This window comes from Nonomuraea sp. NPDC049421, from assembly GCF_040677005.1.
GTDB classification, from domain to species: domain Bacteria; phylum Actinomycetota; class Actinomycetes; order Streptosporangiales; family Streptosporangiaceae; genus Nonomuraea; species Nonomuraea salmonea.
On sequence record NZ_JBFAQA010000009.1, the window covers coordinates 159,341 to 182,454 of the forward strand.

Below are 23,114 nucleotides of genomic sequence, written 5' to 3' on the forward strand. Positions count from 1 at the left end.
CGGTCGGCTCGCCCGGCCGGCAAACGGCGCCGCGGGTCTGACCGGCCTGCCCGCCCGGCTCGGGTACGGCGCCGCCGGGCTGGCCGGGCTGCTGCTCCTGGCGGAGGCGGTGCCCAGGCTGGGCCTGGTGGACGAGCGGTTCCTGCCGCCCGCCACGGTCGTCCTCGGCACGCTGGCCGGGCAGCTCGCCACCGCCGAGCTGTGGATCGCGCTGGCCGAGACCCTGCGCGGCTGGGCGATCGGGCTGGCGCTGGCGTTCTGCGCCGCGGTCGGCGCGGGCGTGCTGATCGGCGTGGTGCCTGGGCTGCGCGCGCTGACGAACTCGACGGTGGAGTTCCTGCGGCCGATCCCGTCGGTGGCGCTGGTGCCGCTGGCGACGCTGCTGTTCGGGCCCTCGCTGGGCTCGACGCTGCTGCTCGTCGTCTACGCCGCGTTCTGGCAGGTGCTCATCCAGGTCCTGTACGGCGTCGCCGCCGTGGACGCGGTCGCCTACGACACGGCCAGGTCGTACGGACTGTCGGCCTGGTCGCGCATCAGGCACCTGGTGTGGCCGACCGCGCTGCCGTACGTCATGACCGGCCTCAGGCTGGCCGCGGCGGTGGCGTTCATCCTGGCGGTGACGGCGGAGCTGGTCATCGGCAGTCCAGGGCTCGGCGCGGAGATCCAGATCGCGCAGAGCAGCGGCGCGGTGCCGTCCGTGTACGCGCTGATCGTGCTGTCCGGCCTGGTCGGCATCGCGGTCAACGCGGCCGTACGGCTGCTGGAGCGCCGGGTGCTGGCCTGGCATCCCGCCGTGCGCTCGGAGGTGGCCGCGTGAAGGTGATCAGGGTGCTGGCGCTGCCCGCCCTGCTGGTGCTGGTCTGGTGGGCGGTCGGCGGGGCCACGTTCTACCTGCCGGGGCCGGCCGCGGTGGGCCGGGCGTTCGCCGGGACGTGGTTCTCCGAGCGGCTGACCGAGGACGTGCTGCCGTCGGTCGGCCGGCTGCTCGCGGGCTACGCCGTGGCCGGGCTGCTCGGCGTCGGCCTGGGCGTGCCGATCGGGCTTTCTCGGCGGCTGCGGGCGACGCTGGAGCCGGTGCTGGAGTTCTTCCGCGCGATCCCGCCGCCGGTGCTGGTGCCGTTGATCATGCTGCTGGCGGGCATCGACACGCCGATGAAGGTGCTGGTCATCGTCTCGGGCTGCCTCTGGCCGATCCTGCTCAACACCGTGGAGGGCGTACGCGCGCTGGACGAGGTGCTCGCCGACACCTGCCGCATGTACGGCGTGCGCGGCGCGTCCCGGATGCGGCGTTTCGTGCTGCGCGGCGCGAGCCCGCAGATCATGACCGGGCTGCGGCAGGCGCTGTCGATCGGCATCATCCTCATGGTCATCAGCGAGATGTTCGCCAGCTCCAGCGGCCTCGGGTTCACGATCGTGCTGTTCCAGCGGCAGTTCCAGATCGCCGAGATGTGGAGCGGCATCCTGCTGCTCGGGCTGCTCGGCCTCGGGTTGTCGGCGCTGTTCCGCGTGGTGGAGCGGCGGGTGCTGGCCTGGTACCACGGGAGTGGAGCGGCCCGTGCTTGAGATCTCCGGCCTGCACAAGGTCTACGCGAGCCCAGGTCGCAGGGTCGAGGCGATCGGTGAGGTGACGCTCGAGGTCGGCGCGGGGGAGCTGGTCTGCGTGGTCGGCCCTTCTGGCTGCGGCAAGACGACGTTGCTGCGCTGCGTGGCCGGGCTGCTGACGGCGACCGGCGGCGAGGTGCGGGTGGCCGGCGTGCCGGTGACGGGCCCGCCGCCGCGCATGGCCGTGGTCTTCCAGGAGTACGCCCGCAGCCTCTTCCCCTGGATGACCGTGCGCGAGAACGTCGAGCTGCCGCTGAAGGAGAAGCGGCTGCTCGCGGCCAGGCGGCGGGAGCTGGTCGCCGGGTCCCTGGAGGCGGTCGGGCTCGCCGACGCCGCCGACGCGCATCCCTGGCAGCTGTCCGGCGGCATGCAGCAGCGGGTGGCGATCGCGCGGGCGGTCGCGTACGAGCCGCAGGTGCTGCTCATGGACGAGCCGTTCGCCGCCGTGGACGCCCAGACCAGGGCGGACCTGGAGGACCTCATCCTGCGGTTGTGGCGCGACCTCGGCGTCACCACGCTCTTCGTCACCCACGACATCGACGAGGCCGTCTACCTCGGCCAGCGGGTCATCGTGCTCTCGTCGTCCCCGACCACGGTCATGGAGGACCTCAAGATCGACCTGCCGCCCGAACGCGACCAGCTCACCACCCGGTCGCTGCCGCGTTTCGGCGAGTTGCGCGGGCACGTCTACCGGCAGATCCAGCGGGCGAGGGGAGAACGATGACCACCGTCAAGGACGCCGTCTTCGACGTGCTGCGCCGCCACGGGCTGACCACGCTGTTCTGCAACCCGGGCTCCACCGAGGTGGCGCTGCTCACGGGGCTGCCCGACGACCTGCGCTTCGTACTGGCCCTGCACGAGGGCTCGGTCGTCGGCATGGCCACCGGCTGGGCGATCGGGCGCGACGCGCCCGCGCTCGCCGTGCTGCACACCACCGCCGGGCTGGGCAACGCCGTCGGCGCCATCGCGACCGCGCGCGAGAACCGGGCGCCGCTCGTCGTGCTCGTCGGGCAGCAGGACCGCCGGCACCTGGCGCTGGAGCCGTTCCTGGCCGGGCGGCTCGCGGGGCTGGCGGGCGACTATCCGGTACGGGTCGACCAGCCCGTACGCGCCCAGGACGTGCCGGGCGCGGTCGCCAGGGCCGTGCACGAGGCGCGTACCAGCCGGGGACCCGCGCTGGTCGTGGTGCCGATGGACGACTGGGACGCACCCTTCGAAGAGGAGGTCATGGCGGCGCCGGCCAGGCTCGTGCGGCCCGCGTCGGTGTCGGACGCCGAGCTGGCCCCGCTGGTGGAGCTGCTGGCCGGGGCCGAGAGGCCGGCGATCGTGGCGGGCGCTGGCGTGCGCGACGGGTGGGACGCGCTCGTGGCGCTGGCCGAGCGGCTGGGATGCCCGGTGCACCAGGAGTCGTTCGGCGGCCGGGCCGGGTTCCCCCAGGACCATCCCCAGTACGCCGGCGTGCTGCCCGCCGACCGGGCCAGGCTGCGGGAGCGGCTGGCGGCGTACGACGTGGTGCTCGCCGTGGGCGCGCCGGTGTTCCGCCAGTACCCGTACGTGCCGGGGCCGCTGATCCCGCCCGGCACCGCCGTCGCGCTGGTCACCGACGACCCGGCCGAGGCCCACCGCAGCCCGGCCGACCTGGCCGTCCTGGCCGCGCCGGAAGCCGTCTGCGCCCGCCTGACCGCCCTGCTCCCGCAGCGGCCACGCGCCACGAGCAAGCGGCCACGCGCCACGAGCAATCCGCCTGAGGCACCACAGCAAACCATCACGAACGGCCCGCTCCAGCCCGTCGACGTGCTGCGCGAGCTGGCGCTGCGGCTGCCCGCCGACGCCGCGCTCATCGAGGAGACCCCCTCGGCCCGCCCCGACCTGCACCGCCTCGTCCCCGCCAGGACCTCGCTCGGCTTCCTGTCGGCAGCGATGGGCGGGCTCGGGTTCGCGCTGCCCGCCGCCGTGGGGCTGAAGATGGCGCTGCCCGACCGGCCGGTGGTGGCCGTGGTCGGCGACGGCTCCGCGCTCTACGGCCTGCACGCCCTGTGGAGTGCCGCCCACTACCGGGTGGGCGCCCTGTTCGTGGTGCTGGCCAACGGCAGGTACGCGGTCATGGACCGGCTCGCGGAGCAGCACGGCGGCGGCAAGGCGCCGTGGCCGGCGTTCGACGAGATCGACATGGGCGCGCTGGCCAGGTCGCTCGGCTGCCCGGCCGTCAGGATCGGCTCGCACGCCGAGCTGACCGCGGCCCTCGATGACATCATGCCCGTACTGCCCGGCCGCGACAGCCCCCTGCTGCTCGACGTCGCCGTGGCGGTCGATCCGCGGTTCCAGCCCTGAGGAGGCACACCATGACGTTCTTAGACCCGAAGACGTGGACGGGGTCGATCTTCGACGGGAGCTGGACGGCCGCGCGGGCCGGTGAGGCGCCCGTCATCGAGCCCGCGACGGGCAACGAGCTGGGCAGGGCGGGCACGGCCGGCGCCGAGGACGTGGCGGCCGCCGCCGTACGCGCCAGGCAGGAGCAGCGGGCCTGGGCGGCGACCTCGTACGAGGAGCGGGCCGCCCTGCTGCGCCGCGCGGGCAGGCTGTTCGAGGAGCACGCCCAGGAGATCCAGGACTGGATCGTCAGGGAGTCCGGCGGGGTGCCGGGCAAGGCCGGGTTCGAGACGCACGTGGCCGCCCAGGAGTGCTACGAGGCGGCGGCGCTGGCCAGCCAGCCGGTCGGCGAGATGCTGCCCACGGCGCGCAGGCGGCTCAGCTTCGCCCGCCGGGTGCCGGTCGGCGTGGTGGGCGTGATCGCGCCGTTCAACTTCCCGCTCATCCTCGGCATCAGGTCGGTCGCCCCAGCCCTGGCGCTGGGCAACGCGGTCGTGTTCAAGCCCGACCAGCGCACCGCCGTCTGCGGCGGCTACGCCATCGCCCGCGTCTTCGAGGAGGCGGGGCTGCCCCCTGGGCTGCTGCACGTGCTGCCCGGCGGGCCCGAGGCCGGGCAGGTGCTGGTCGCCGACCCGAACATCCCCGTCATCTCCTTCACCGGCTCGACCGCGGCGGGACGCAAGGTCGGAGAGGCGGCGGCCCGCGCGCTCAAGCGGGTGCACCTGGAGCTGGGCGGCAACTCGGCGCTGGTGATCTTCGACGACGCCGACCTGGACGCCGCGGCCTCGGCGGGCGCGTGGGCGTCGTTCTTCCACCAGGGCCAGATCTGCATGACCTCGGGACGCCACATCGTGCACGAGTCGGTGGCCGCCGAGTACGTCGAGCGCCTGGCCGCCAAGGCCGACGGGCTGCCGGTCGGCGACCCGGCCACCGGTCAGGTCGCGCTCGGCCCGCTCATCGACGCCGGGCAGCGCGACCGCGTGCACCGCCTGGTCACCGAGAGCGTGACGGCCGGGGCCAGGCTGGCGGCGGGCGGCTCGTACGAGGGGCTGTTCTACCGGCCGACGGTGCTGGCCGAGGTGCCGGTGCGAGCGCCCGCGTACGCGGAGGAGGTGTTCGGCCCGGTGGCGCCGGTCACCACGTTCTCCACCCTGGAGGAGGCGGCGGCGCTGGCGGCCGACTCCGAGTACGGCCTGTCGCTCGGCATCCTCACCAGGGACGTCATGAAGGGCCTCGCGCTGGCCGAGCAGGTGCCGACCGGCATCGTGCACATCAACGACCAGACCGTGGACGACGAGGCCGTGGCGCCGTTCGGCGGCGTGGGCGCCTCGGGCACCGGCAGCCGCTTCGGCGGCACGGGCGCCAACGTCGACGCCTTCACCGAGACGCAGTGGGTCACGGTGCAGGGCGACATCGCCGGTTACCCGTTCTAGCGGTTGCGGTAGCGGTCGGTGGCCTCGCGGGTGGCGCGGATGGCGGCTTCGGCGGTTTCGTAGCGCCGCTGCGCCAGCCCGACGAAGATGCAGTCCACGATGAGGAGCTGGCTGATCCTGCTGGCCAGCGCGCCCGGGCGGAACGCCGTCTCGCGGCCCGCGGAGACCAGCGTGTGATCGGCCAGCTCCGCCAGCGACGAGCGCGGGTTGTCGGTGATGGCCACCAGCAGGGCGCCCGCCTCTGCGGCGGTGCGGGCCGGCACCAGCACGTCGGGCGTCTCGCCGCTGCAGCTCACGGCCACCACGACGTCGCCGTCGCGGAGCAGGGCCGCGCTGGTCAGCGCGAGGTGGGCGTCGCTGAACGGGTGGCTGGACAGGCCGATGCGCAGCAGTTTCTGCGACATGTCGGTCGCGACCAGGCCCGAGGCGGCGACGCCGTACACGTCGATCCTGCGCGCCTCGGAGATGGCCTTGACGACCTCGCCGAGCCGGTCGGGGTCGAGCTGGGCGGCGGTGTCGGCGAGCGCCTCCGACTCGGCCCGCGCGACCTTGGCGATGACGTCGGTCAGCGGGTCGTCGGGCGCGAGGTCGCCGGGCACCAGCCGCTCGGGCTCCTTGGCGACGGCGGCCGCCAGCGCGAAGCGCATCTGTGAGTATCCGGCGAAGCCGAGGGCCCGCGCGGTGCGCACGATCGTCGCCTCGCTCGTCCCCGACACGGCGCTGAACTCGGTGATCGTGCTGCGCACCACGAGGCCGGGGTCGTCCACGATGAGGCGGGCGATCGACTGCGCGGCGGGGGTGAGCGAGGGCAGGACGGCGCGTACGGCCGCCACCGGGTTCGCCGGCTCGACGCTCATCGGGTCATCCACTCGGCCGCGGCCTGGGCCGACACGCGGGAGATGCCGTGCGTATGGACGTGCGTGCCACCTTCCGGCGCGGCCGGCACGCCGGTGTCCACCACGAACGCGTCGGGGCGGGCGGCCAGGGCCCGCGCGACCGTCTCGCGCACCTGCGGGTGCCTGGCCGCGTCGTGCACCACGAGCACCACGGGACGCTCGCCGAACGCGGGCAGCTCGCCGCCCTGCTCCAGCCGCACTCGTGCGGTGCCCGGCAGCAGGGCGGTCAGCGCGGTGGCGACGCCGGTCGGCGTGTCGGCGTCGATGGCCTTGTTGAGCCGGGTGTTGACCTCGACGACCAGCGGGGCGCTCGTCAGCCTGCCGTCGCCGGTCGTGGTGAGCGCGCGGCGGGCGGCGACCAGGCCGACGCCCTCGTCCACGTCGCCGTGGGCCTTGGCGCGCAGCTCGGACTGGGCGGCGTACCAGGTGGACAGGGCCCGCACGCGGGCGGCGGCCGCCGCCAGCCGCTCCTCGGCCAGCCGGCCCTCGCGGACCGCCGCGACGATCGCCTCAGCGATCTCGCGCAGGCCGTTCTCGTCGCTCAGGCCGACGCAGACGGCGTCCACGCCGGCGTCGAGCGCGCGCACGGCGATCTCACCGGGCGGCGCCATGGCGGCGACCGCCCGCATCTCGATCGCGTCGGTGACCAGCATCCCGTCGAAACCGAGCTCGCCCCTCAGGAGCTCGGTCATCACGGTACGGCTGAGCGTCGCGGGCACCGCAGCATCGAGTGCGGGCACGAGCAGGTGGCCTGACATGATCGAGCGCACCCCTGCCTCGATCGCGGCGCGGAACGGCGGCAGGTCGCGCTCCTGGAGCACCTCCCTGGTGGCGTGCACAGTGGGCAGCGCCAGGTGGGAGTCGGTGACCGTGTCGCCGTGCCCGGGGAAGTGCTTGGCGCAGGCGGCCACCCCGGCGCCCTGCACGCCCTCGACGTACGCGGCGGTGTGGCGGGAGACCAGCTCGGCGGCAGGCCCGAACGAGCGCACACCGATCACGGGGTTGGCCGGGTCGGCGTTCACGTCGGCGGAGGGCGCGTAGTCGAGCGTGATGTCCAGGTCGGCGAGCATCCTGCCGATCTGCCGGCCCACCTGCTCGGTGAGCCGCACGTCGTCCACCACGCCCAGCGCCCTGTTGCCGGGGAAGGAGCTGCCGTCCGCCACTTCGAGCCGGGTGACCGTGCCGCCCTCCTCGTCGACGGCGACGACGACGTCCGGGTTCTCGGCCCGCAACCCGCGGACGAGATCGGCGCCGATGGCGTTGCGGGCGAACAGCACCACGCCGCCCAGACCCTCGCCCAGCGCGCGGCGCAGCCAGTCGGGAGCAGAGGTCCCCTCGAACCCCGGATGCAGCACCGTCATCGCCAGTCTGTACAGGTCACCGCTCATCGGCATTTTCCTTCACGGTTGTTGATCTGAAGGTAATTTTCTGTCATCGTCGCCTTCGATACAACCACTTCCGAGAGGCACCCCCCATGCCCAGCAGAAGGACTCTCCTCAAGGGTCTCGCTCTCGCCGCCGCCGCATCGGCCGTTCCCCTCCCGGCCTTCGCCCAGCCCGGGTACGTGCCCCCGCTGCGCCAGATGCGCGGCATGTGGATCGCGTCGGTGGTCAACATCAACTGGCCGTCGAAGCCCGGACTGACCGCCGAGGAGCAGAAGGCGGAATACCTCGCCTGGCTCGACGTGGCCGTGCAGCGCAAGCTCAACTCGGTGTTCGTGCAGATCAGGCCCACGGCCGACGCGTTCTGGCCGTCGCCGTACGAGCCGTGGTCGCAATATCTCACCGGCACCCAGGGCCAGGACCCCGGCTACGACCCGCTCAAGTTCGCCGTCGAGGAGACGCACAAGCGCGGCCTGGCCTTCCACGCCTGGTTCAACCCCTACCGCGTCTCGATGCAGGCCGACCCGGCCCAGCTGCACCCCGACCACCCCGGGCGCAAGCACCCCGACTGGCTCGTGCCGTTCGGCGGCAAGCTCTACTACAACCCCGGCATGCCCGAGGTCAGGAAGTTCTGCCAGGACGCCATGATGGACGCGGTCACCCGCTACGACATCGACGGCCTGCACTTCGACGACTACTTCTACCCGACCAACACCACCGGCTTCGACGACGCGGAAGAGTTCGCCGAGTACGGCGCCGGCTTCCCCGACCTCGCCGCCTGGCGCCGCAACAACGTGGACCTCATGGTCCAGGAGATGCAGCAGCGCGTGCTCAAGGCCAAGCCGGAGATCGCCTGGGGCATCAGCCCGTCCGGCATCTGGCGCAACAAGGGCACCGACCCGCTCGGCTCCGACACCAACGGCGGCCAGTCGTACGACAACCTGCACGCCGACACCCGCGGCTGGGTCAAGAAGGGCTGGCTCGACTACATCGCGCCGCAGCTCTACTGGTACATCGGGCAGCCGCCGGCCGACTACTCCAAGCTCGTGCCGTGGTGGTCCGACGTGGCCGCGGGCACCAAGACGCTGCTGTGGATCGGGCAGGCGGCGTACAAGGCGGGCGACCCGGCGCAGGCGGCCGAGTGGCAGGCGCCGGACGAGCTGTCCAGGCACCTGACGCTCAACCGCGACCACCCCGAGATCGGCGGCGACATCTGGTACAACGCCAACGACGTCAAGGTGGACAGGCTCGCCTCCATCACGACCGCGGTCAACGACCACTACCAGCGGCCCGCGCTCGCGCCGGTGCTGCCCCGGCTCGCGGGCGGCAGGGCGCCGTCGCGGCCGGTGGTGGCGTACGCGCTGCGCCGCCACGGCGGGGTCGAGGTGCGGGCGGTGGCCACCGGGAAGGACGAGCCCTTCCAGTGGGCCGTCTTCCGCTTCGACCGGCCCGCGCACTCCCGCGCCTTCGACGACGCCCGCAACCTGGTCGCCGTCGTGCCCGGTGACCGGCAGCTGCGCTGGGTGGACGCCGAAGGCAAGCGCGGCCACCACTACTACGTCGTCGCGGTGGACCGGGCGAACAGGACCAGCAAGCCCAGCAACGGGTTCAGGGTGATCTGAGAGCGTGCTGCGCCCGGCTGCGTCGCCGGTCAGACCGGCGACGGGCCGCGGCGCCGCCCTGAGCAGGGCGTACGCCGTTGCCCGCGCCCCCCGGAGGGGGTGATGTTCAGGTTCCGACGCTGCCGGAACCCCTCGCCGTGGCCCCGGTCGCGAACCTTGGGACTACGAAGCCCTGCGCCCGGCCGCCGAAGCCTGCTCGGGTGCGGCTCCCGACGACCGCTGCGGTGGCACCACAGGGGTCGGGCGGACCAGCCCGAGCGCGACGACCTCGTTGGCCAGCCGTGTGCGCCGGTTGGTGCCCTCGGGAATCCTGAACTTCTGGTAGAGCCGCAGCAGATGCTGCTTGACCGCGGCCTCGGTCACGACCAGGTCGTCGGCGATCTCGCGTGCCGTCGCCGGAGCGACGAACGCCTCATCGGACAGCGCCGGCCGGCAGAGCGAGGTCAGCACATCGACCTCGCGCCTGGTCAGCTCGGGTGCCGCCGCCCTGCGCAGCTCGACCTCGGGGGTGAAGTCCTCACGGGGGACTCCACCGATCCGGCCGCGCGCCGCGCCGAAGGAGACGACGTCGCCGTCGTCAAGGACCCTCCGGGCGATCGGCCTGCCGTTCACCCGTGTGCCGTTCCTGGACAGTCCCAGGTCGACGACATACAGGTAGGGTCCTCGTCTGACGAACTCGGCATGGAGTCGAGACACGCTGGGGTCGGTGAGCCGGATGTCTACACCCCGGCCCCTTCCGACCGTCGTGATCTCGGGGCGCAACGGGACCACCTCGCCAGTGTCCTCGATGCGTATGAACGGCCCCTCCACGGCAGTTCCTCCCCAGGTAGCCCGCCGTAACTATTACTACAGCTCCGGCTTACCCAACCGAGGGGATGCGGAATCTCCTTTGCCGAAAGGAGAATCCGTCGTGAAATTGGTCTGGACCTTTGACGTCGGTTTTGCCTGCTCACGGGTAGACTTCGGGCGGAGATAAGCGGAGGAAACACTCATGGCGGACAAGCCCACGAAAGGTCTGGCCGATGTCGTCGCCGCGTCCACAGCGCTGAGCGACATCGACGGAAAGGCCGGTCGCCTCTTCTACCGTGGATACGACATCCACGACCTGGCCGGCCGCGCGACGTTCGAGGAGACCGCACACCTGCTCCAACGTGGCAAGCTGCCCACCCGCTCCGAGCTCGACGCCTACGGCGACGAGCTGGCACGGGGCCGCGAGCTGGGCGCCCTGGTGTCCGCGAACATCGCCGAGATCGCCGAGAAACAAAAACCCATGGAGGCGCTGCGCACGCTGGTCTCGCTGGCGGGCGCCGACGACGCCGACAAGGACTCCATCGACCCCGAGGCCAACCTGCGCAAGGCCGCCCGCCTGGTGGCCCAGCAACCGCTGCTCGTCGCCCGCTACCACGCCGCGCGCACCGGCTCGGAGGCGCCCGAGCCCGACCCGTCGCTGAGCCTCGCCGCCAACTTCCTGCTCCAGGTCACCGGCCGCACCCCCGGCCGGCGCGAGGTCGAGATCTTCGACGAGTGCCTGGTGCTGCACGCCGACCACACCATGAACGCCTCCACCTTCGCCGCCCGCGTGTGCGCCGCGACGCTGTCGGACATGCACTCCGCCATCGTCGCCGCCATCGGCACCCTCAAGGGCCCGCTGCACGGCGGGGCCAACGAGCAGGTCATGAAGACGCTGGAGTCGCTGTCGCCGGGCGGCGTGGCCCAGGCCGTACGCGACAAGCTCGCCGCCGGCGAGAAGATCATGGGCTTCGGCCACCGCGTCTACAAGACCGAGGACCCCCGCGCCACGCACCTGCGCCGCATGTCCGCCGAGCTCGGCGAGGCGAGCGGCGACGACACCTACTACCGGATGTCGAAGGAGATGGAGGAGGTCGTCTTCGAGACCAAGGGCCTCTATCCCAACGTCGATTTCTACGCCGCTTCCGTTTACCACTACCTTGGCATTCCGACAGACCTGTTCACGCCGGTCTTCTCCGTCAGCCGCATGTCAGGCTGGACGGCTCACGTGATCGAGCAGCACGCCGACAACCGGCTGATCCGCCCCGACAGTGAGTACATCGGTGAGACCGACCAGAAGTGGAAGCCGATAGAAGAGCGTTGAGCAACGGGACCGAACGCGAGACCTGGGGGCCGTACCCGCTGATCCTGGTGGGTGCGGCCGCGGGTGTGCTCGCCATGTTCATCGCCGACCCGCGCTGGGGCGGGTTCGTGCTGGGGGCCGTCATCATGATCGCGGCCGCGCTGCGTTTCGCCGGTTACGGCGGTCAGCTCGCACTCAGGAGCAAGAAGATCGACGTCATCACGCTGTCCGTGTTCGGATTCGTGCTGGTGCTGACCTCGCTCTTGCTCGGCAACAACGAGCTGAAAGCGATCATCCTGTCCCTTTTCGCCCCGTGACCTGACGGTCCGATAGCCTCAACGCATCCATTCATTGAAGGGGAACCATTCGCATGCCCAAGATCAAGGTGGAGGGCCCCGTCGTCGAGCTTGACGGCGACGAGATGACCCGGATCATCTGGCAGTTCATCAAGGACCAGCTGATCCTTCCCTACCTCGACGTCGACCTGAAGTACTACGACCTCGGCATCGAGCACCGCGACGCCACGGACGACCAGGTCACCATCGACGCCGCGAACGCCATCAAGAAGTACGGCGTCGGTGTGAAGTGCGCCACCATCACCCCGGACGAGGCGCGTGTCGAGGAGTTCGGCCTCAAGAAGATGTGGAAGTCCCCCAACGGGACCATCCGCAACATCCTCGGCGGCGTGATCTTCCGCGAGCCGATCATCATGTCCAACGTGCCGCGCCTGGTGCCCGGCTGGACCAAGCCCATCGTGGTCGGCCGTCACGCCTTCGGCGACCAGTACCGCGCGACCGACCTGAAGATCCCCGGTGAGGGCACGCTGACCCTGACGTACACGCCGAAGGACGGCTCCGAGCCGATCGAGCTCGACGTGTACGACTTCCCCGGCAGCGGCGTCGCCTTGGCGATGTACAACCTCGACGAGTCGATCCGCGACTTCGCCCGCGCCTCCATGCGCTACGGCCTGGCCCGCAACTACCCGGTCTACCTCTCCACGAAGAACACCATCCTCAAGGCCTACGACGGCCGCTTCAAGGACATCTTCGCCGAGGTCTACGAGACCGAGTTCAAGGCCGACTTCGAGAAGGCCGGCCTCACCTACGAGCACCGCCTCATCGACGACATGGTCGCCGCGGCCCTCAAGTGGGAGGGCGGCTACGTCTGGGCCGCGAAGAACTACGACGGCGACGTCCAGTCCGACACCGTCGCGCAGGGCTTCGGCTCCCTCGGCCTGATGACCTCGGTCCTGATGACCCCCGACGGCAAGACCGTCGAGGCCGAGGCCGCCCACGGCACCGTGACCCGCCACTACCGCCAGCACCAGCAGGGCAAGCCCACCTCCACCAACCCGATCGCCTCGATCTTCGCGTGGACGCGTGGCCTGGCCCACCGCGGCAAGCTCGACGGCACCCCCGCCGTCACCGACTTCGCCGACAAGCTGGAGCAGGTCTGCATCGAGACCGTCGAGAGCGGCCAGATGACCAAGGACCTCGCGCTCCTGGTCGGCGGCGACGCCGAGTGGCTCACCACGCAGGACTTCCTCGCGGCGCTCGACGAGAACCTCAAGAAGAAGATGTCCGCCTGAAGGACCTCCTCCTCCGCGCTACGGCCTCTGCCTCCCCCGGCAGGGGCCGTTCGTTTTGTCGGACGCGGCGCGTTTTCCCAGCTCTTGACCCCAGGGACGGCGTGGCGTAGTTGATCACGTGGGTAAGAGCCAGCTCAGAACAGTCGTACGCGTTTCGGGGGGTAAGGATGCGACTGCGTTATCTGAGTGGGCTGGGGGCGCTCATCGCCGCCGCTCTCCTCGCGGGCTGCGACTCTCAGCCCGAGACCGCCAAGCTGACCAACAACAAGGTCGACGCGGCGGCCAAGGCCAAGGCGGACAGGGCGGCCAAGGTGAAGCGGGCCGCCGCGGTGAAGGCCAACGAGCTGGGGCAGATCCCGGTGCTGATGTTCCACCGCATCGTGCCCAAGCCGCAGACCACCGACGACCGGTCGCCCCAGCAGTTCAGGGCCGATCTCGAACGCCTGGTGAAGGAGGGCTACGTGCCCGTCTCCGCCGCCGAACTGGTGACCGGCAAGATCGACATCCCGGCGGGCAAGCATCCCGTGGTGCTGACGTTCGACGACTCGTCGCCCTCTCAGCTCACCCTGAACGCGATGGGCGTGCCGCAGAAGGACACCGCGGTGGCGATCCTGAAGGAGGTGGCCGCCGCGCACCCCGGCTGGAAGCCGAAGGCCACCTTCTACGTGACGCGCGACATGTTCGGCAAGACCGTGCGCGAGGAGCAGGCCCAGGCGCTGCTGTGGCTCAAGGACAACGGCTTCGAGCTCGGCAACCACACCCGCGACCACTTCAACCTGCGGGGCCGCTCGCAGAAGGAGGTCGAGGAGCAGATCGGCTCGATCGGCAAGGAGATCGAGTCCCTGTCGTACGTCAAGCCCGTCACCATCGCCCTGCCGTACGGCAACCAGCCGAGCAAGAAGAACTGGGCGCTGCGCGGCAAGGCGTACAAGCACGCGGGCGCGTTCCTGGCCGGCTACACCCCGGCACCGGCGCCGTTCAGCAAGGCGTTCGACCCGGCCGGCATCCCGAGGATCAAGGTCATGGAGAAGAAGGGCGACTGCGCCCAGTTCTGCTCCGAGGCGTGGCTCGACTGGCTGAAGAAGAACCCGGACATGCGCTACACCTCCGACGGTGACCCGCGTACGGTGGCGTATCCCAAGTTCAAGGCGCCCTCGCTGCGCAAGGCGTTCGCGACCTGGAGCCTGCCCTACTGACCGGCCCCACCCGCGACCCACGTCGACCCCGGCGTCTGAGATCGGCGCCGGGGCAGGAAAGAGGCGAACCCGTGACGTACCTAAGCCTCAACCGATCCCTGAGAAGTTGCTGAGCGTCGTAAAGTTTGCGTCGATGGGTTCAGTACACGTGGGGATGACGAATGCCGCAGATCTCGCCGCTGGTCGCCGGCGATCCCACCGAGCTGGGGTCCTTCCGGCTGTCAGGACGGGTCGGGGAGGGCGGGCAGGGCATCGTCTATCTGGGGGTCAACAACCAGGGTGAGCGGGCCGCGATCAAGCTGCTGCACGTCAAGTTCAGCGGCGACACGATCGCGCGCTCGCGCTTCGCGCGGGAGCTGAAGGCGGCGCAGCGGGTGGCGTCGTTCTGCACGGCGCGGGTCATCGAGGCCGACCTCGACGGTGACACGCCGTACATCGCGAGCGAGTACATCGACGGCCGGCCGCTGCGCGAGATCGTCGAGACCGACGGGCCGCTCACCGGCACCGTGCTCGACCGGCTGGCCATCGGCACCGCCACCGCGCTCACCGCCATCCACCACGCCTCGATCGTGCACCGCGACTTCAAGCCCGACAACGTGCTGATCGCCGCCGACGGGCCGCGCGTGGTCGACTTCGGCATCGCCCGCATCATCGACTCCACCGGTACGATCACCAGCCGCGCCATCGGGACGCCCGCCTACATGGCGCCCGAGCAGATCGCCGGCGACGACATCGGGCCCTACACCGACGTGTTCTCCTGGGGCGCGACCATCGCGTTCGCCGCCACGGGGCAGGTCGCCTTCGAGGGCAAGTCGATCGCGGTCGTGCTCAACCGCATCCTCAACCACGAGGTCGACGTCACCATGATGGCCGAGCCGCTGCGCGGCGTGGTGAGCTCGGCGCTGGCGAAGAACCCGGCCGACCGGCCGTCCGCCGACCAGATCCTGCTGCGGCTGCTCGGCCAGTCGTCCACGGCGGGCGCCTCGACGGCGGTGCTGACCAAGGGCGTGCAGGTGGCGAGCGACGACACCACGCCGTTCCTGCGGGTGTCGGCGGGCTCGATCACCGACCGTCCCGGCGTGACGGGCGCCTCCCCGGCCCCGCCCGCCCCGACCGGCCCCCAGACTGCGCAGAGCCCCCAGTCCGCGCAGAGCCCCCAGTCCGCGCAGAGCCCCCAGTCCGCGCAGAGCTCCCAGACCGGCCCTCAGACCGGCCCTCAGACCGGCCCTCAGACCGGCCCTCAGTCCGGCCCCCCGACCGGCGGCCCTCCGACCGGCTCCCACACGGGCTCGCAGGCTGTCCCAGGTCCGCACACCGGCGCCCAGGTCCCGCACCTGCCGGCGCCCCACACCGGGGCCTCCGCGCTCCAGAACGCGCCGACCGGCCCGGGGCAGCACCCTGGCGGCGTGGCGCCGCCGGAGGGGGGTGCGGCGCCGTACGCGCCGACCGGGCCCGCCGCGCCCGCCCGGCGCGGGCGGGCCGGGCTGTGGATCGCGGTGGCCACCGTGCTCGTACTGCTCGCCGCCGCGGCGCTGGCGCTGTTAGCGAACGGCTGGCGCCCGCTCGCCTACTTCGAGCAGGTCGATGCGCCGCCGGAGGACTCCGGCGGTGCGGCCACGTCGGTCGTGGACAAGGTGGCCCAGACCGGGAAGATCGTGATCGGGGTCAAGGGCGACCTGCCCGGCATCGGGCTGCAGAACGGCGGCTCCTTCGAGGGCTTCGACGTCGACGTCGCCAAGCGCATCGCGGCCGAGCTGGGTGCCAGGCAGACGACGTTCGTCAGGGTCGGGCGGGACGACCGGGCGTCCGCGCTGGCCGAAGGCCGGGTCGACCTGGTCGTGGCGACGTACTCGATCGACAGGAGTGATACCCAGTTCGCCGGGCCCTACTACCTGGCCCACCAGGACGTCCTGGTGCGCGCCGGCGACATCGACGACATCGACCAGCTCAAGGGCAAGCGGGTGTGCGCGCTCAACAGCCCGTCGGTCGGCGCCGTCCAGGACCGCGTGCCGGTCAAGCCGGTCGCGGCGAGCGACTACGCCGCCTGCATGGACCTGCTGCGCACCGGCAAGGTGAGCGCGGTGCCCGGCGAGGACCTGATACTCGCCGGGTTCGCGGCCCGTGAGAACCTGCGCTTCAAGATCCTCGGCGCCAAGCTCAGCAACGAGCGCTACGCGGTCGGCATCAAGGACGGCGACGTCAAGACGTGCAAGGCCGTGTCGGGCGTGATCGCCGACATGTACGCCAAGGGCGTCATGGAGCAGCTCCTGACCAGCTATTTCGGCAAGGTCGACTTCAAGGAGGAGCTCAAGGTGCCCGCGATGGAAACCTGCTGATGACGAGCGGGTAACATCCCGAACGTCAATGATTCACGCTGCGAGTTAGGGGAAGGCCATGGCGTCGTCAGCCACTGAGCCCGTCAAGGTGCCTGTCAAGGTGACCGTCACCGGAGCCGCCGGCCAGATCGGCTACGCATTGCTGTTCCGCATCGCGTCGGGGCAGCTGCTCGGCGCCGACACGCCGGTGAAGCTGAGCCTGCTGGAGATCCCGGCGGCGGTGAAGGCGGCCGAGGGCACCGCGATGGAGCTGGACGACTGCGCGTTCCCGCTGCTGTCCGGCATCGAGATCACCGACGACCCCAACGTGGCCTTCGCCGGCGCCAACGTCGCGCTGCTGGTGGGCGCCATGCCCCGCAAGGCCGGCATGGAGCGCGGCGACCTGCTGGGCGCCAACGGCGGCATCTTCGGCCCGCAGGGCAAGGCCATCAACGACCACGCGGCCGACGACATCAAGGTCCTGGTCGTGGGCAACCCGGCCAACACCAACGCGCTCATCGCCCAGCAGAACGCTCCCGACGTCCCGGCCGAGCGCTTCACCGCGATGACCCGCCTCGACCACAACCGCGCGCTGTCGCAGCTCGCGGCCAAGCTCCAGGTGCCGGTCACCGAGATCAAGCACATGACGATCTGGGGCAACCACTCGGCGACGCAATACCCGGACCTGTTCCACGCGGAGGTGGGCGGCAAGGTCGCGGCCGAGCAGGTCGACGGCGACTGGCTGCGCGAGACGTTCATCCCGACCGTGGCCAAGCGCGGCGCGGCCATCATCGAGGCGCGCGGCGCCTCCTCGGCCGCCTCGGCGGCCAACGCCGCGATCGACCACGTCTTCGACTGGGTCAACGGCACCGAGTGGACCTCCGCCGCCGTGGTCTCCGACGGCTCCTACGGCGTGCCCGAGGGTCTCATCTCGTCCTTCCCGGTGCGTGCGGCCGGCGGCAGGTTCGAGATCATCCAGGGCCTCGAGATCGACCCGTTCTCCCGCGAGCGCATCGACGCCAGCGTGCGCGAGCTGGCGGAGGAGCGCCAGGCGGTCAAGGACCTCGGCCTCATTTGACGTGCTTTCGCTGACGCGCGCCTTCCGCTTCGCGGGGGCGCGCGTTCGCGTCTCGGGGGTCAGCCGGTCACGGAGTGGCCGCCTGGTCGCTCGGCACGGGGTCGGCGGCCGGTACGGGGCCGGGCGTGGCGAACACCACACCGGCGGCGGCCAGGAGGCTGCCCGTCACGACGAGGGCGACGAAGAGCAGCTTCGTGACCCTTGGTGAAAAGCTCCTCACATTTGGGTATCACAGCATAGATCGCGCACGCGTAGGGTCATTTCCGAGAAAGCGCTCCCCAGGCGTCGGCGACGATGTCGCGCAGCGCCGGCCGCTCGGCCTTCCACCCCAGCTCACGCTGGATCTTCGCGGACGACGCCACCAGCACGGCGGGGTCGCCGGGCCGCCGCTCGCCGACCACCGCGGGGATCTCGTGCCCGGTGACCTCGCGGCAGACCGAGATCACCTCCTGCACGGAGAAGCCGGCGCCGCTGCCCAGGTTGTAGATCTCGTGCCGGCCGGGCGTGATCGACCCCAGCGCGAGCAGGTGGGCCCTGGCCAGGTCGGCGACGTGGATGTAGTCGCGCACGCAGGTGCCGTCGGGCGTGGGGTAGTCGGTGCCGAACACGCTGACCGACTCCCGCTCGCCGGTCGCGACCTTGAGCACGTTGGGGATCAGGTGGGTCTCGACGGCGTGCCGCTCGCGGTAGCGGCCGTAGGCGCCGGCCACGTTGAAGTAGCGCAGGCTCACCGCGCCGAGGCCGCGCTGACCCGCATACGCGGTGAGCGCGCTGTCCACGGCCAGCTTGGTGGCGCCGTAGGGGTTGGTCGGGCGCGTGGGATCGCTCTCCTCGATGGGCGAGCGCTCGGGCTCCCCGTACGTCGCCGCCGTCGAGGAGAACACGATCCGGTCCACGCCGTGCTCCCGCATGGCGTCGAGCAGCGCCAGCGTGCCGCCCAGGTTGTTGGCCCAGTAGCGCGCAGGCTGCTGCACCGACTCGCCGACCAGCGACTTGGCGGCGAAGTGCAGCACCGCGTCCACGCCGTCGAGCGCCTGCCCGGCCTCGGCGATGTCGGCGCGCACGAACCGCGCGCCCTCGGGCACCGCGTCCTCGTGCCCGGTGGACAGGTCGTCGAGCACGGTCACCTCGTGTCCCGCCTCGACGAGCTGGGCGGCGACGACACTGCCGACGTATCCGGCCCCTCCGGTGACCAGCAGTCTCATGTGTACTCCTGTGGAGATATGTTTGATTTTGTAAGGCTTGCCGTTCAGCATACGCGGGAAACCCGACGAGTACGCTGCCAACCACCATGTTTGACACCGTCGCGGCCAACATCGCCCTGGTCCTGCTGTTCATTCTGATCGGGGGCTTCTTCGCCGCCGCCGAAATAGCCATGGTCTCCCTGCGCGACAGCCAGGTGCGCAAGCTCTCCCAGCAGGGCAGGCGCGGCGAGCGGGTGGCCAAGCTGGCCCAGGACCCCAACAGGTTCCTGTCGGCCGTGCAGATCGGGGTGACCGTGGCCACCATGCTGTCGGCCGCGTTCGGCGCCGACCGGCTCGCCGCCCAGTTCGAGCCCGTGCTGGTGGGCTGGCGGGTGCCCGAGGCCGTCGCGCCCGTGCTCGCGCTGGTGCTGGTGACGCTCGCGATCTCGTACGTGTCGCTGGTGCTCGGCGAGCTGGCGCCCAAGCGGCTGGCGCTGCAGCGCACCGAGGGCCTGTCGCTCGTCGTGGCCCCGTTCCTCGACCGCATCGCCGCCCTGTCGCGCCCGGTCATCTGGATGCTGTCGAAGTCGACCGACCTCGTGGTCCGGCTGCTCGGCGGCAACCCGGCGGCCGACAGGGAGGAGGTCACCACCGAGGAACTGCGCGACATGGTCGTGGGGCACACCGACCTGACCGCCGACGAGCGCAAACTCATCGCCGAGGTGTTCGCCGCCGGGAAACGGCAGCTCAGGGAGGTGATGCTGCCGCGTACCGAGGTCGAGTTCATGGACGCGGACACGCCGCTGACCGAGGCCGCCAGGCTGGCCGCCACGCTGCCGCACTCGCGCTTCCCCGTCTACCGGGAGTCGTACGACGAGGTGGTGGGCTTCGTCCACGTGCGCGACCTGCTGGACCCGGAGCTGATCGGGCGGACCGAGCCGATCAGCGCGGTGGTGCCGATCAGGACGGCCAAGTTCGTGCCCGCGTCCAAGCGCCTGCTCACCACGCTCAACGAGATGCGCGACGAGGGCCAGCACCTGGCGATCGTGGTGGACGAGTACGGCGGCACGGCCGGCATCGTCACCATGGAGGACCTGGTGGAGGAGCTGATCGGCGACATCAGGGACGAGTACGACATCGAGGAGGACGTCGTCGTCCTGCCCGCCGGCGAGATCGAGATCGACGGCCTGACGAACCTCAACGACTTCGCAACCGAGACCGGCATCAGGCTGCCGGACGGCCCGTACGAGACGCTGGCCGGCTTCGTCATGGCCATGCTGGGCCACGTGCCCGCGGTGGGCGAGCGGGTGGAGTTCAGCGGCTTCGAGCTGGCCGTGACCGAGCTGGACGGCCGCAGGATCGCCCGGGTCAGGGTGAAACGCCGACCGGCCGCCGAGTCGGCACCTGAGCAGGATTCCTGACACAATTGGCTGCTATGGCCAGACCTCGTGTTCTCTCCGGCATCCAGCCCACAGCGGACTCTTTCCACCTGGGCAACTACCTGGGTGCGCTCCGTCAGTGGGTCACGTTGCAGGAGACCCACGACGCGTTCTACTGCGTGGTCGATCTCCACGCGATCACCGTGCCGACCGAGCCCGCCGCACTGCGCCGCCGCAGCCGCGTGGCCGCGGCCCAGCTCTTCGCCGCCGGGCTCGACCCCGAGCGGTCGACGGTCTTCGTGCAGTCGCACGTGCGTGAGCACACCGAGCTGGCGTGGATCCTCATTTGCCTCACCGGCATGGGCGAGGCGGCCAGGATGACGCAGTTCAAGGACAAGTCGGCCAAGTTCGGTGAGAGCGCGGCCAGCGTGGGCCTGTTCACCTACCCGATCCTGCAGGCCGCCGACATCCTGCTCTACCAGGCCGACAGCGTGCCGGTGGGCGCCGACCAGAAGCAGCACCTCGAGCTGACCCGCGACCTCGCGGGGCGCTTCAACCACCGGTTCGGCGACACGTTCACGCTGCCCGAGCCGTTCATCCCGAAGGAGGTCGAGAAGATCACCGACCTCCAGGACCCGACGTCGAAGATGTCGAAGTCGTCCTCCAGCCCCGCGGGCATCCTCGACGTGCTGGAGCAGCCGGGGCCGCTGCGCAAGAAGGTCATGCGCGCGGTCACCGACACCGGTTCCGAGGTGCTGTTCGACGAGGAGAACAAGCCGGGCATCTCCAACCTGCTGCGCATCCAGTCCGCGCTGACCGGAACGCCCATCCCCGAGCTGGTGGCCCGCTACGAGGGCCAGGGCTACGGCACGTTCAAGAAGGACGTGGCGGAAGCGGTGGTCGAGACGTTCACGCCGATCAGGGAGCGCACGGAGAAGCTGCTCGCCGACGAGAAGGAGCTCGACCGGCTGCTCGCGATCGGCGGCGAGCGCGCGTCGGCGGTGGCCAGGCAGACGATGGAGCAGGTGCGCGACCGCGTGGGCTTCCTGCTCTGACCGCACCGGCTCGCGACGGGCGCACCTAGGCGCACGGGCACTCCGGGTCGTGGCGGACGGCCCGGTGCACGCGCAGGATGGCGCGCAGGGCGGCCAGGCTGGGCCGGCGCAGGCGGGTCTCGTCGCGGGTGGCGGTCCAGCCCGAGCGGTCGCGCTCGAACGACCATCCGGGGAACTCCCGCGTGGCCTCCTGGAGCAGGTGTTCCATGACGAAATCGGCACTCGGCGCTGTGGTCATGGACGCAGCGTGGCACTCCAGCGCCTGACGGTGACGAACTCGGGCGAAGGATCTCCCCGTTCGCACTGACCGAACTCGGAGTTCGGGGTTCAGACCGTGATGTGGTGGCGCTCGGCGAGGTGGCGTACCTCGGGGGCCCACGACGGGCGGGCCCGCCGCGCCAGCGACCTGACCATCTCGCGCAGCAGCAGCTTGTGGTCGAGCTCCTCGGGGCTCTCCCGCTCGATGCGCAGCAGGTGGAGCAGGCTCGCGGCGTCGTCGCCGAGGTCCTCGCAGGCGCGGGCGACCTGGGCGAGATGGGTGGTGCGGCGCTCGATGGACGGGGTGCGGCGCAGGTCGATGTCGTCGGCGATGCGCAGCACGGCCTCGGGGCGGCCGATGTCGTTCTCGATGCTGGCCATGTGGATGGCGACGTTCGTGGGCCCGAAGAAGGCCAGGTCGTAGCCGCCTGAGGCGTCGTCGACCCGCTCGGCCAGCCGGGCGGCGGCGCCGCGCAGGCGCTCCTTGGCGGTGTCGTCGTCGCCCATGCGGGCCTCGCCGATGGCGGCGAGCAGGTGGAGCGCGCCGAGCGCCTTGATGTGCCGCTCGTCGCCCTCGGCGATGTGGGGTTCGAGGAGTTCGAGTCCGCGCCGGGCGACGTCGTACGCGATCTCGTGCATGTCGTCGGAGAGCATCGACTGCCCGAGGCTCCAGTACGCCCACGCCGTCATCAGCGGGTCCTCCGACTCCTCGGCGAAGCGCATCGCCCGGTCGGCGGCCAGGTGCGCGAGGTCCACCCTGCGCAGATGCTTGAGCACACCCCTGGCCAGCAGGTACGCGTCGGTCGCCACGCCGCAGGCCCGTGGCGTGCGCTCCAGGGCGAGGCTCTCGGCGTCGGTGATGATCGACGGCAGCGCGGCCATGAGGATGGAGTAGCGGCGCGTCGAGGCGAACCAGGCGTTGCGGGCGGCGGCCACCCGCTCGGCCAGCTGGTCGGCGTCGGGCGGCTCGATGTCGGGCGTCTGCGAGCGGCTGGTGAACAGGGCCCGCTCGATGTCGCCGATCTGCGGCCTGCTGGGCTCGTGCGAGTCGCGCGGGGTCTCGCCGAGCAGGACCGCCGTGCGGACGCCGAGCACCTTGGCGATCTCCCTGAGCAGGGGGAGCGAGGGGGTGCGCTTGCCGTGCTCGATCAGCTCGATGTGCCTGGGGGTGCAGCCGGACTGCGTGGCCAGCGCGGTGGTGCTCATGCCTCTTCGCTCGCGCTGGAGCCTGACCATGTGCCCGGTGCTGATTTCGGCCATGGGCGGGACGCCTCCTGGGTCGGTCGGAACATCCCAAAGGCTAGGGCTCCCGCTGTCCGCCCGTCCTGGTTTCCGCCCTGCTCAGAGGCCCTTTCCGGGGGCGTGGAACGCGTGAAACGCTCGCGTTTTTCGGTCAGCGGAGGCGGCGCCTGCCGAGGGGCGCGAGGACCTCGCGGAAGGGGGTCGGCAGCGTGCCTGACGGCCTCGTCGGGCACGCGGCCGGCCGGCTCGTGCTGAACGCCGACACCTCCTGCGTGGACACCGTCCTCGTCGCCGGGCGTGCCGCCAGGCGTGCTGGGCAGGTGCTCCATCATGAGGTGGCGACGGTCGTCGCCGCCCTGGCAGACAGCGCCCGCGCGGTGGTCGCAGCCTGATCACCGCCCCGGGCCCGGGTGAGAGGGTGA

General features: G+C 71.2%; 22 protein-coding genes. 15 read left to right on the top strand and 7 right to left on the bottom strand.

Annotated features, from left to right (window positions below):
* Positions 1–37 precede the first annotated feature (37 nt).
* Genes AB0K18_RS17795 through AB0K18_RS17815 form a run of 5 tightly spaced genes read left to right on the top strand, consistent with a single transcriptional unit; the run spans position 38 to position 5,405 of the window.
* On the top strand, positions 38–817 hold the full coding sequence (locus AB0K18_RS17795) for an ABC transporter permease (RefSeq protein WP_364915386.1): 780 nt from the start codon (positions 38–40) through the stop codon (positions 815–817).
* Positions 814–1,563 (top strand): ABC transporter permease, encoded by a 750-nt coding sequence (locus tag AB0K18_RS17800; protein WP_364915121.1) that lies wholly within the window; start codon positions 814–816, stop codon positions 1,561–1,563. The genes AB0K18_RS17795 and AB0K18_RS17800 overlap by 4 nt, the downstream gene beginning before the upstream one ends.
* The gene (locus AB0K18_RS17805) at positions 1,556–2,326 is read left to right on the top strand and encodes an ABC transporter ATP-binding protein (protein ID WP_364915123.1); all 771 of its coding nucleotides are present in this window, start codon (positions 1,556–1,558) and stop codon (positions 2,324–2,326) included. The genes AB0K18_RS17800 and AB0K18_RS17805 overlap by 8 nt, the downstream gene beginning before the upstream one ends.
* Positions 2,323–3,933 carry a thiamine pyrophosphate-dependent enzyme gene (locus tag AB0K18_RS17810; protein WP_364915125.1) on the top strand — a complete coding sequence of 537 codons (1,611 nt, stop codon included), beginning with the start codon at positions 2,323–2,325 and terminating at the stop codon, positions 3,931–3,933. Before AB0K18_RS17805 ends, AB0K18_RS17810 begins: the two co-directional genes overlap by 4 nt.
* 11 nt (positions 3,934–3,944) lie before the next feature.
* Positions 3,945–5,405: an aldehyde dehydrogenase family protein gene (locus tag AB0K18_RS17815; protein WP_364915127.1), complete on the top strand. Its 1,461-nt coding sequence runs from the start codon at positions 3,945–3,947 to the stop codon at positions 5,403–5,405.
* On the opposite strand, the gene AB0K18_RS17820 is transcribed toward AB0K18_RS17815, so the two are convergent.
* Entirely contained in the window at positions 5,402–6,262 is an 861-nt protein-coding gene (locus tag AB0K18_RS17820; protein WP_355411010.1) for a MurR/RpiR family transcriptional regulator, read from the bottom strand. The two genes, AB0K18_RS17815 and AB0K18_RS17820, sit on opposite strands and share 4 nt — an antisense overlap.
* Positions 6,259–7,689, bottom strand: coding sequence for a glycoside hydrolase family 3 N-terminal domain-containing protein (locus tag AB0K18_RS17825; protein ID WP_364915129.1), 1,431 nt, complete (start codon positions 7,687–7,689; stop codon positions 6,259–6,261). Before AB0K18_RS17825 ends, AB0K18_RS17820 begins: the two co-directional genes overlap by 4 nt.
* Positions 7,690–7,775: 86 nt before the next feature.
* Between AB0K18_RS17825 and AB0K18_RS17830 the strand changes: the two genes are divergently transcribed.
* Complete coding sequence (locus tag AB0K18_RS17830) at positions 7,776–9,305, top strand: family 10 glycosylhydrolase (protein WP_364915131.1); 1,530 nt, start codon at positions 7,776–7,778, stop codon at positions 9,303–9,305.
* A gap of 162 nt (positions 9,306–9,467) precedes the next feature.
* Here the strand turns inward: AB0K18_RS17830 and AB0K18_RS17835 are convergent, their stop codons facing one another.
* Entirely contained in the window at positions 9,468–10,115 is a 648-nt protein-coding gene (locus tag AB0K18_RS17835; RefSeq protein WP_345396031.1) for an FHA domain-containing protein, read from the bottom strand.
* 181 nt (positions 10,116–10,296) lie between these two features.
* On the opposite strand from AB0K18_RS17835, the gene AB0K18_RS17840 reads away from it, so the two are divergent.
* The 6 genes from AB0K18_RS17840 (at position 10,297) to AB0K18_RS17865 (ending at position 17,574) form a co-directional block, all read left to right on the top strand.
* The gene (locus AB0K18_RS17840; RefSeq protein WP_364915133.1) at positions 10,297–11,418 is read left to right on the top strand and encodes a citrate/2-methylcitrate synthase; all 1,122 of its coding nucleotides are present in this window, start codon (positions 10,297–10,299) and stop codon (positions 11,416–11,418) included.
* On the top strand, positions 11,415–11,714 hold the full coding sequence (locus AB0K18_RS17845) for a DUF3017 domain-containing protein (RefSeq protein WP_364364851.1): 300 nt from the start codon (positions 11,415–11,417) through the stop codon (positions 11,712–11,714). The genes AB0K18_RS17840 and AB0K18_RS17845 overlap by 4 nt, the downstream gene beginning before the upstream one ends.
* A gap of 53 nt (positions 11,715–11,767) precedes the next feature.
* Complete coding sequence (locus AB0K18_RS17850; RefSeq protein WP_364915135.1) at positions 11,768–12,985, top strand: NADP-dependent isocitrate dehydrogenase; 1,218 nt, start codon at positions 11,768–11,770, stop codon at positions 12,983–12,985.
* A gap of 167 nt (positions 12,986–13,152) precedes the next feature.
* On the top strand, positions 13,153–14,181 hold the full coding sequence (locus AB0K18_RS17855; RefSeq protein ID WP_364915137.1) for a polysaccharide deacetylase family protein: 1,029 nt from the start codon (positions 13,153–13,155) through the stop codon (positions 14,179–14,181).
* A 161-nt stretch (positions 14,182–14,342) separates the two neighbouring features.
* Positions 14,343–16,517, top strand: a complete 2,175-nt coding sequence (locus AB0K18_RS17860) for a transporter substrate-binding domain-containing protein (RefSeq protein ID WP_364915139.1) — start codon at positions 14,343–14,345, stop codon at positions 16,515–16,517.
* A 58-nt stretch (positions 16,518–16,575) separates the two neighbouring features.
* The gene (locus AB0K18_RS17865; protein WP_364915141.1) at positions 16,576–17,574 is read left to right on the top strand and encodes a malate dehydrogenase; all 999 of its coding nucleotides are present in this window, start codon (positions 16,576–16,578) and stop codon (positions 17,572–17,574) included.
* A gap of 67 nt (positions 17,575–17,641) precedes the next feature.
* On the opposite strand, the gene AB0K18_RS17870 is transcribed toward AB0K18_RS17865, so the two are convergent.
* Together AB0K18_RS17870 and galE are read right to left on the bottom strand one after the other, a co-directional pair.
* A complete protein-coding gene (locus AB0K18_RS17870) occupies positions 17,642–17,794 on the bottom strand; it encodes a hypothetical protein (RefSeq protein WP_364915143.1) in 153 nt (50 codons plus the stop codon).
* A gap of 37 nt (positions 17,795–17,831) precedes the next feature.
* Entirely contained in the window at positions 17,832–18,779 is a 948-nt protein-coding gene (galE, locus tag AB0K18_RS17875; protein WP_364915145.1) for a UDP-glucose 4-epimerase GalE, read from the bottom strand.
* An 86-nt stretch (positions 18,780–18,865) separates the two neighbouring features.
* On the opposite strand from galE, the gene AB0K18_RS17880 reads away from it, so the two are divergent.
* Positions 18,866–20,179, top strand: coding sequence for a hemolysin family protein (locus AB0K18_RS17880; RefSeq protein ID WP_364915147.1), 1,314 nt, complete (start codon positions 18,866–18,868; stop codon positions 20,177–20,179).
* A 14-nt stretch (positions 20,180–20,193) separates the two neighbouring features.
* Positions 20,194–21,192 (top strand): tryptophan--tRNA ligase, encoded by a 999-nt coding sequence (gene trpS / locus AB0K18_RS17885; protein ID WP_364915149.1) that lies wholly within the window; start codon positions 20,194–20,196, stop codon positions 21,190–21,192.
* Between the two features lie 25 nt (positions 21,193–21,217).
* On the opposite strand, the gene AB0K18_RS17890 is transcribed toward trpS, so the two are convergent.
* Together AB0K18_RS17890 and AB0K18_RS17895 are read right to left on the bottom strand one after the other, a co-directional pair.
* Positions 21,218–21,430, bottom strand: coding sequence for a hypothetical protein (locus AB0K18_RS17890; RefSeq protein ID WP_364915151.1), 213 nt, complete (start codon positions 21,428–21,430; stop codon positions 21,218–21,220).
* A gap of 89 nt (positions 21,431–21,519) precedes the next feature.
* The gene (locus tag AB0K18_RS17895) at positions 21,520–22,710 is read right to left on the bottom strand and encodes a helix-turn-helix transcriptional regulator (RefSeq protein WP_364915153.1); all 1,191 of its coding nucleotides are present in this window, start codon (positions 22,708–22,710) and stop codon (positions 21,520–21,522) included.
* Between the two features lie 191 nt (positions 22,711–22,901).
* On the opposite strand from AB0K18_RS17895, the gene AB0K18_RS17900 reads away from it, so the two are divergent.
* Positions 22,902–23,084, top strand: a complete 183-nt coding sequence (locus AB0K18_RS17900) for a hypothetical protein (RefSeq protein ID WP_364915154.1) — start codon at positions 22,902–22,904, stop codon at positions 23,082–23,084.
* Positions 23,085–23,114 lie beyond the last annotated feature (30 nt).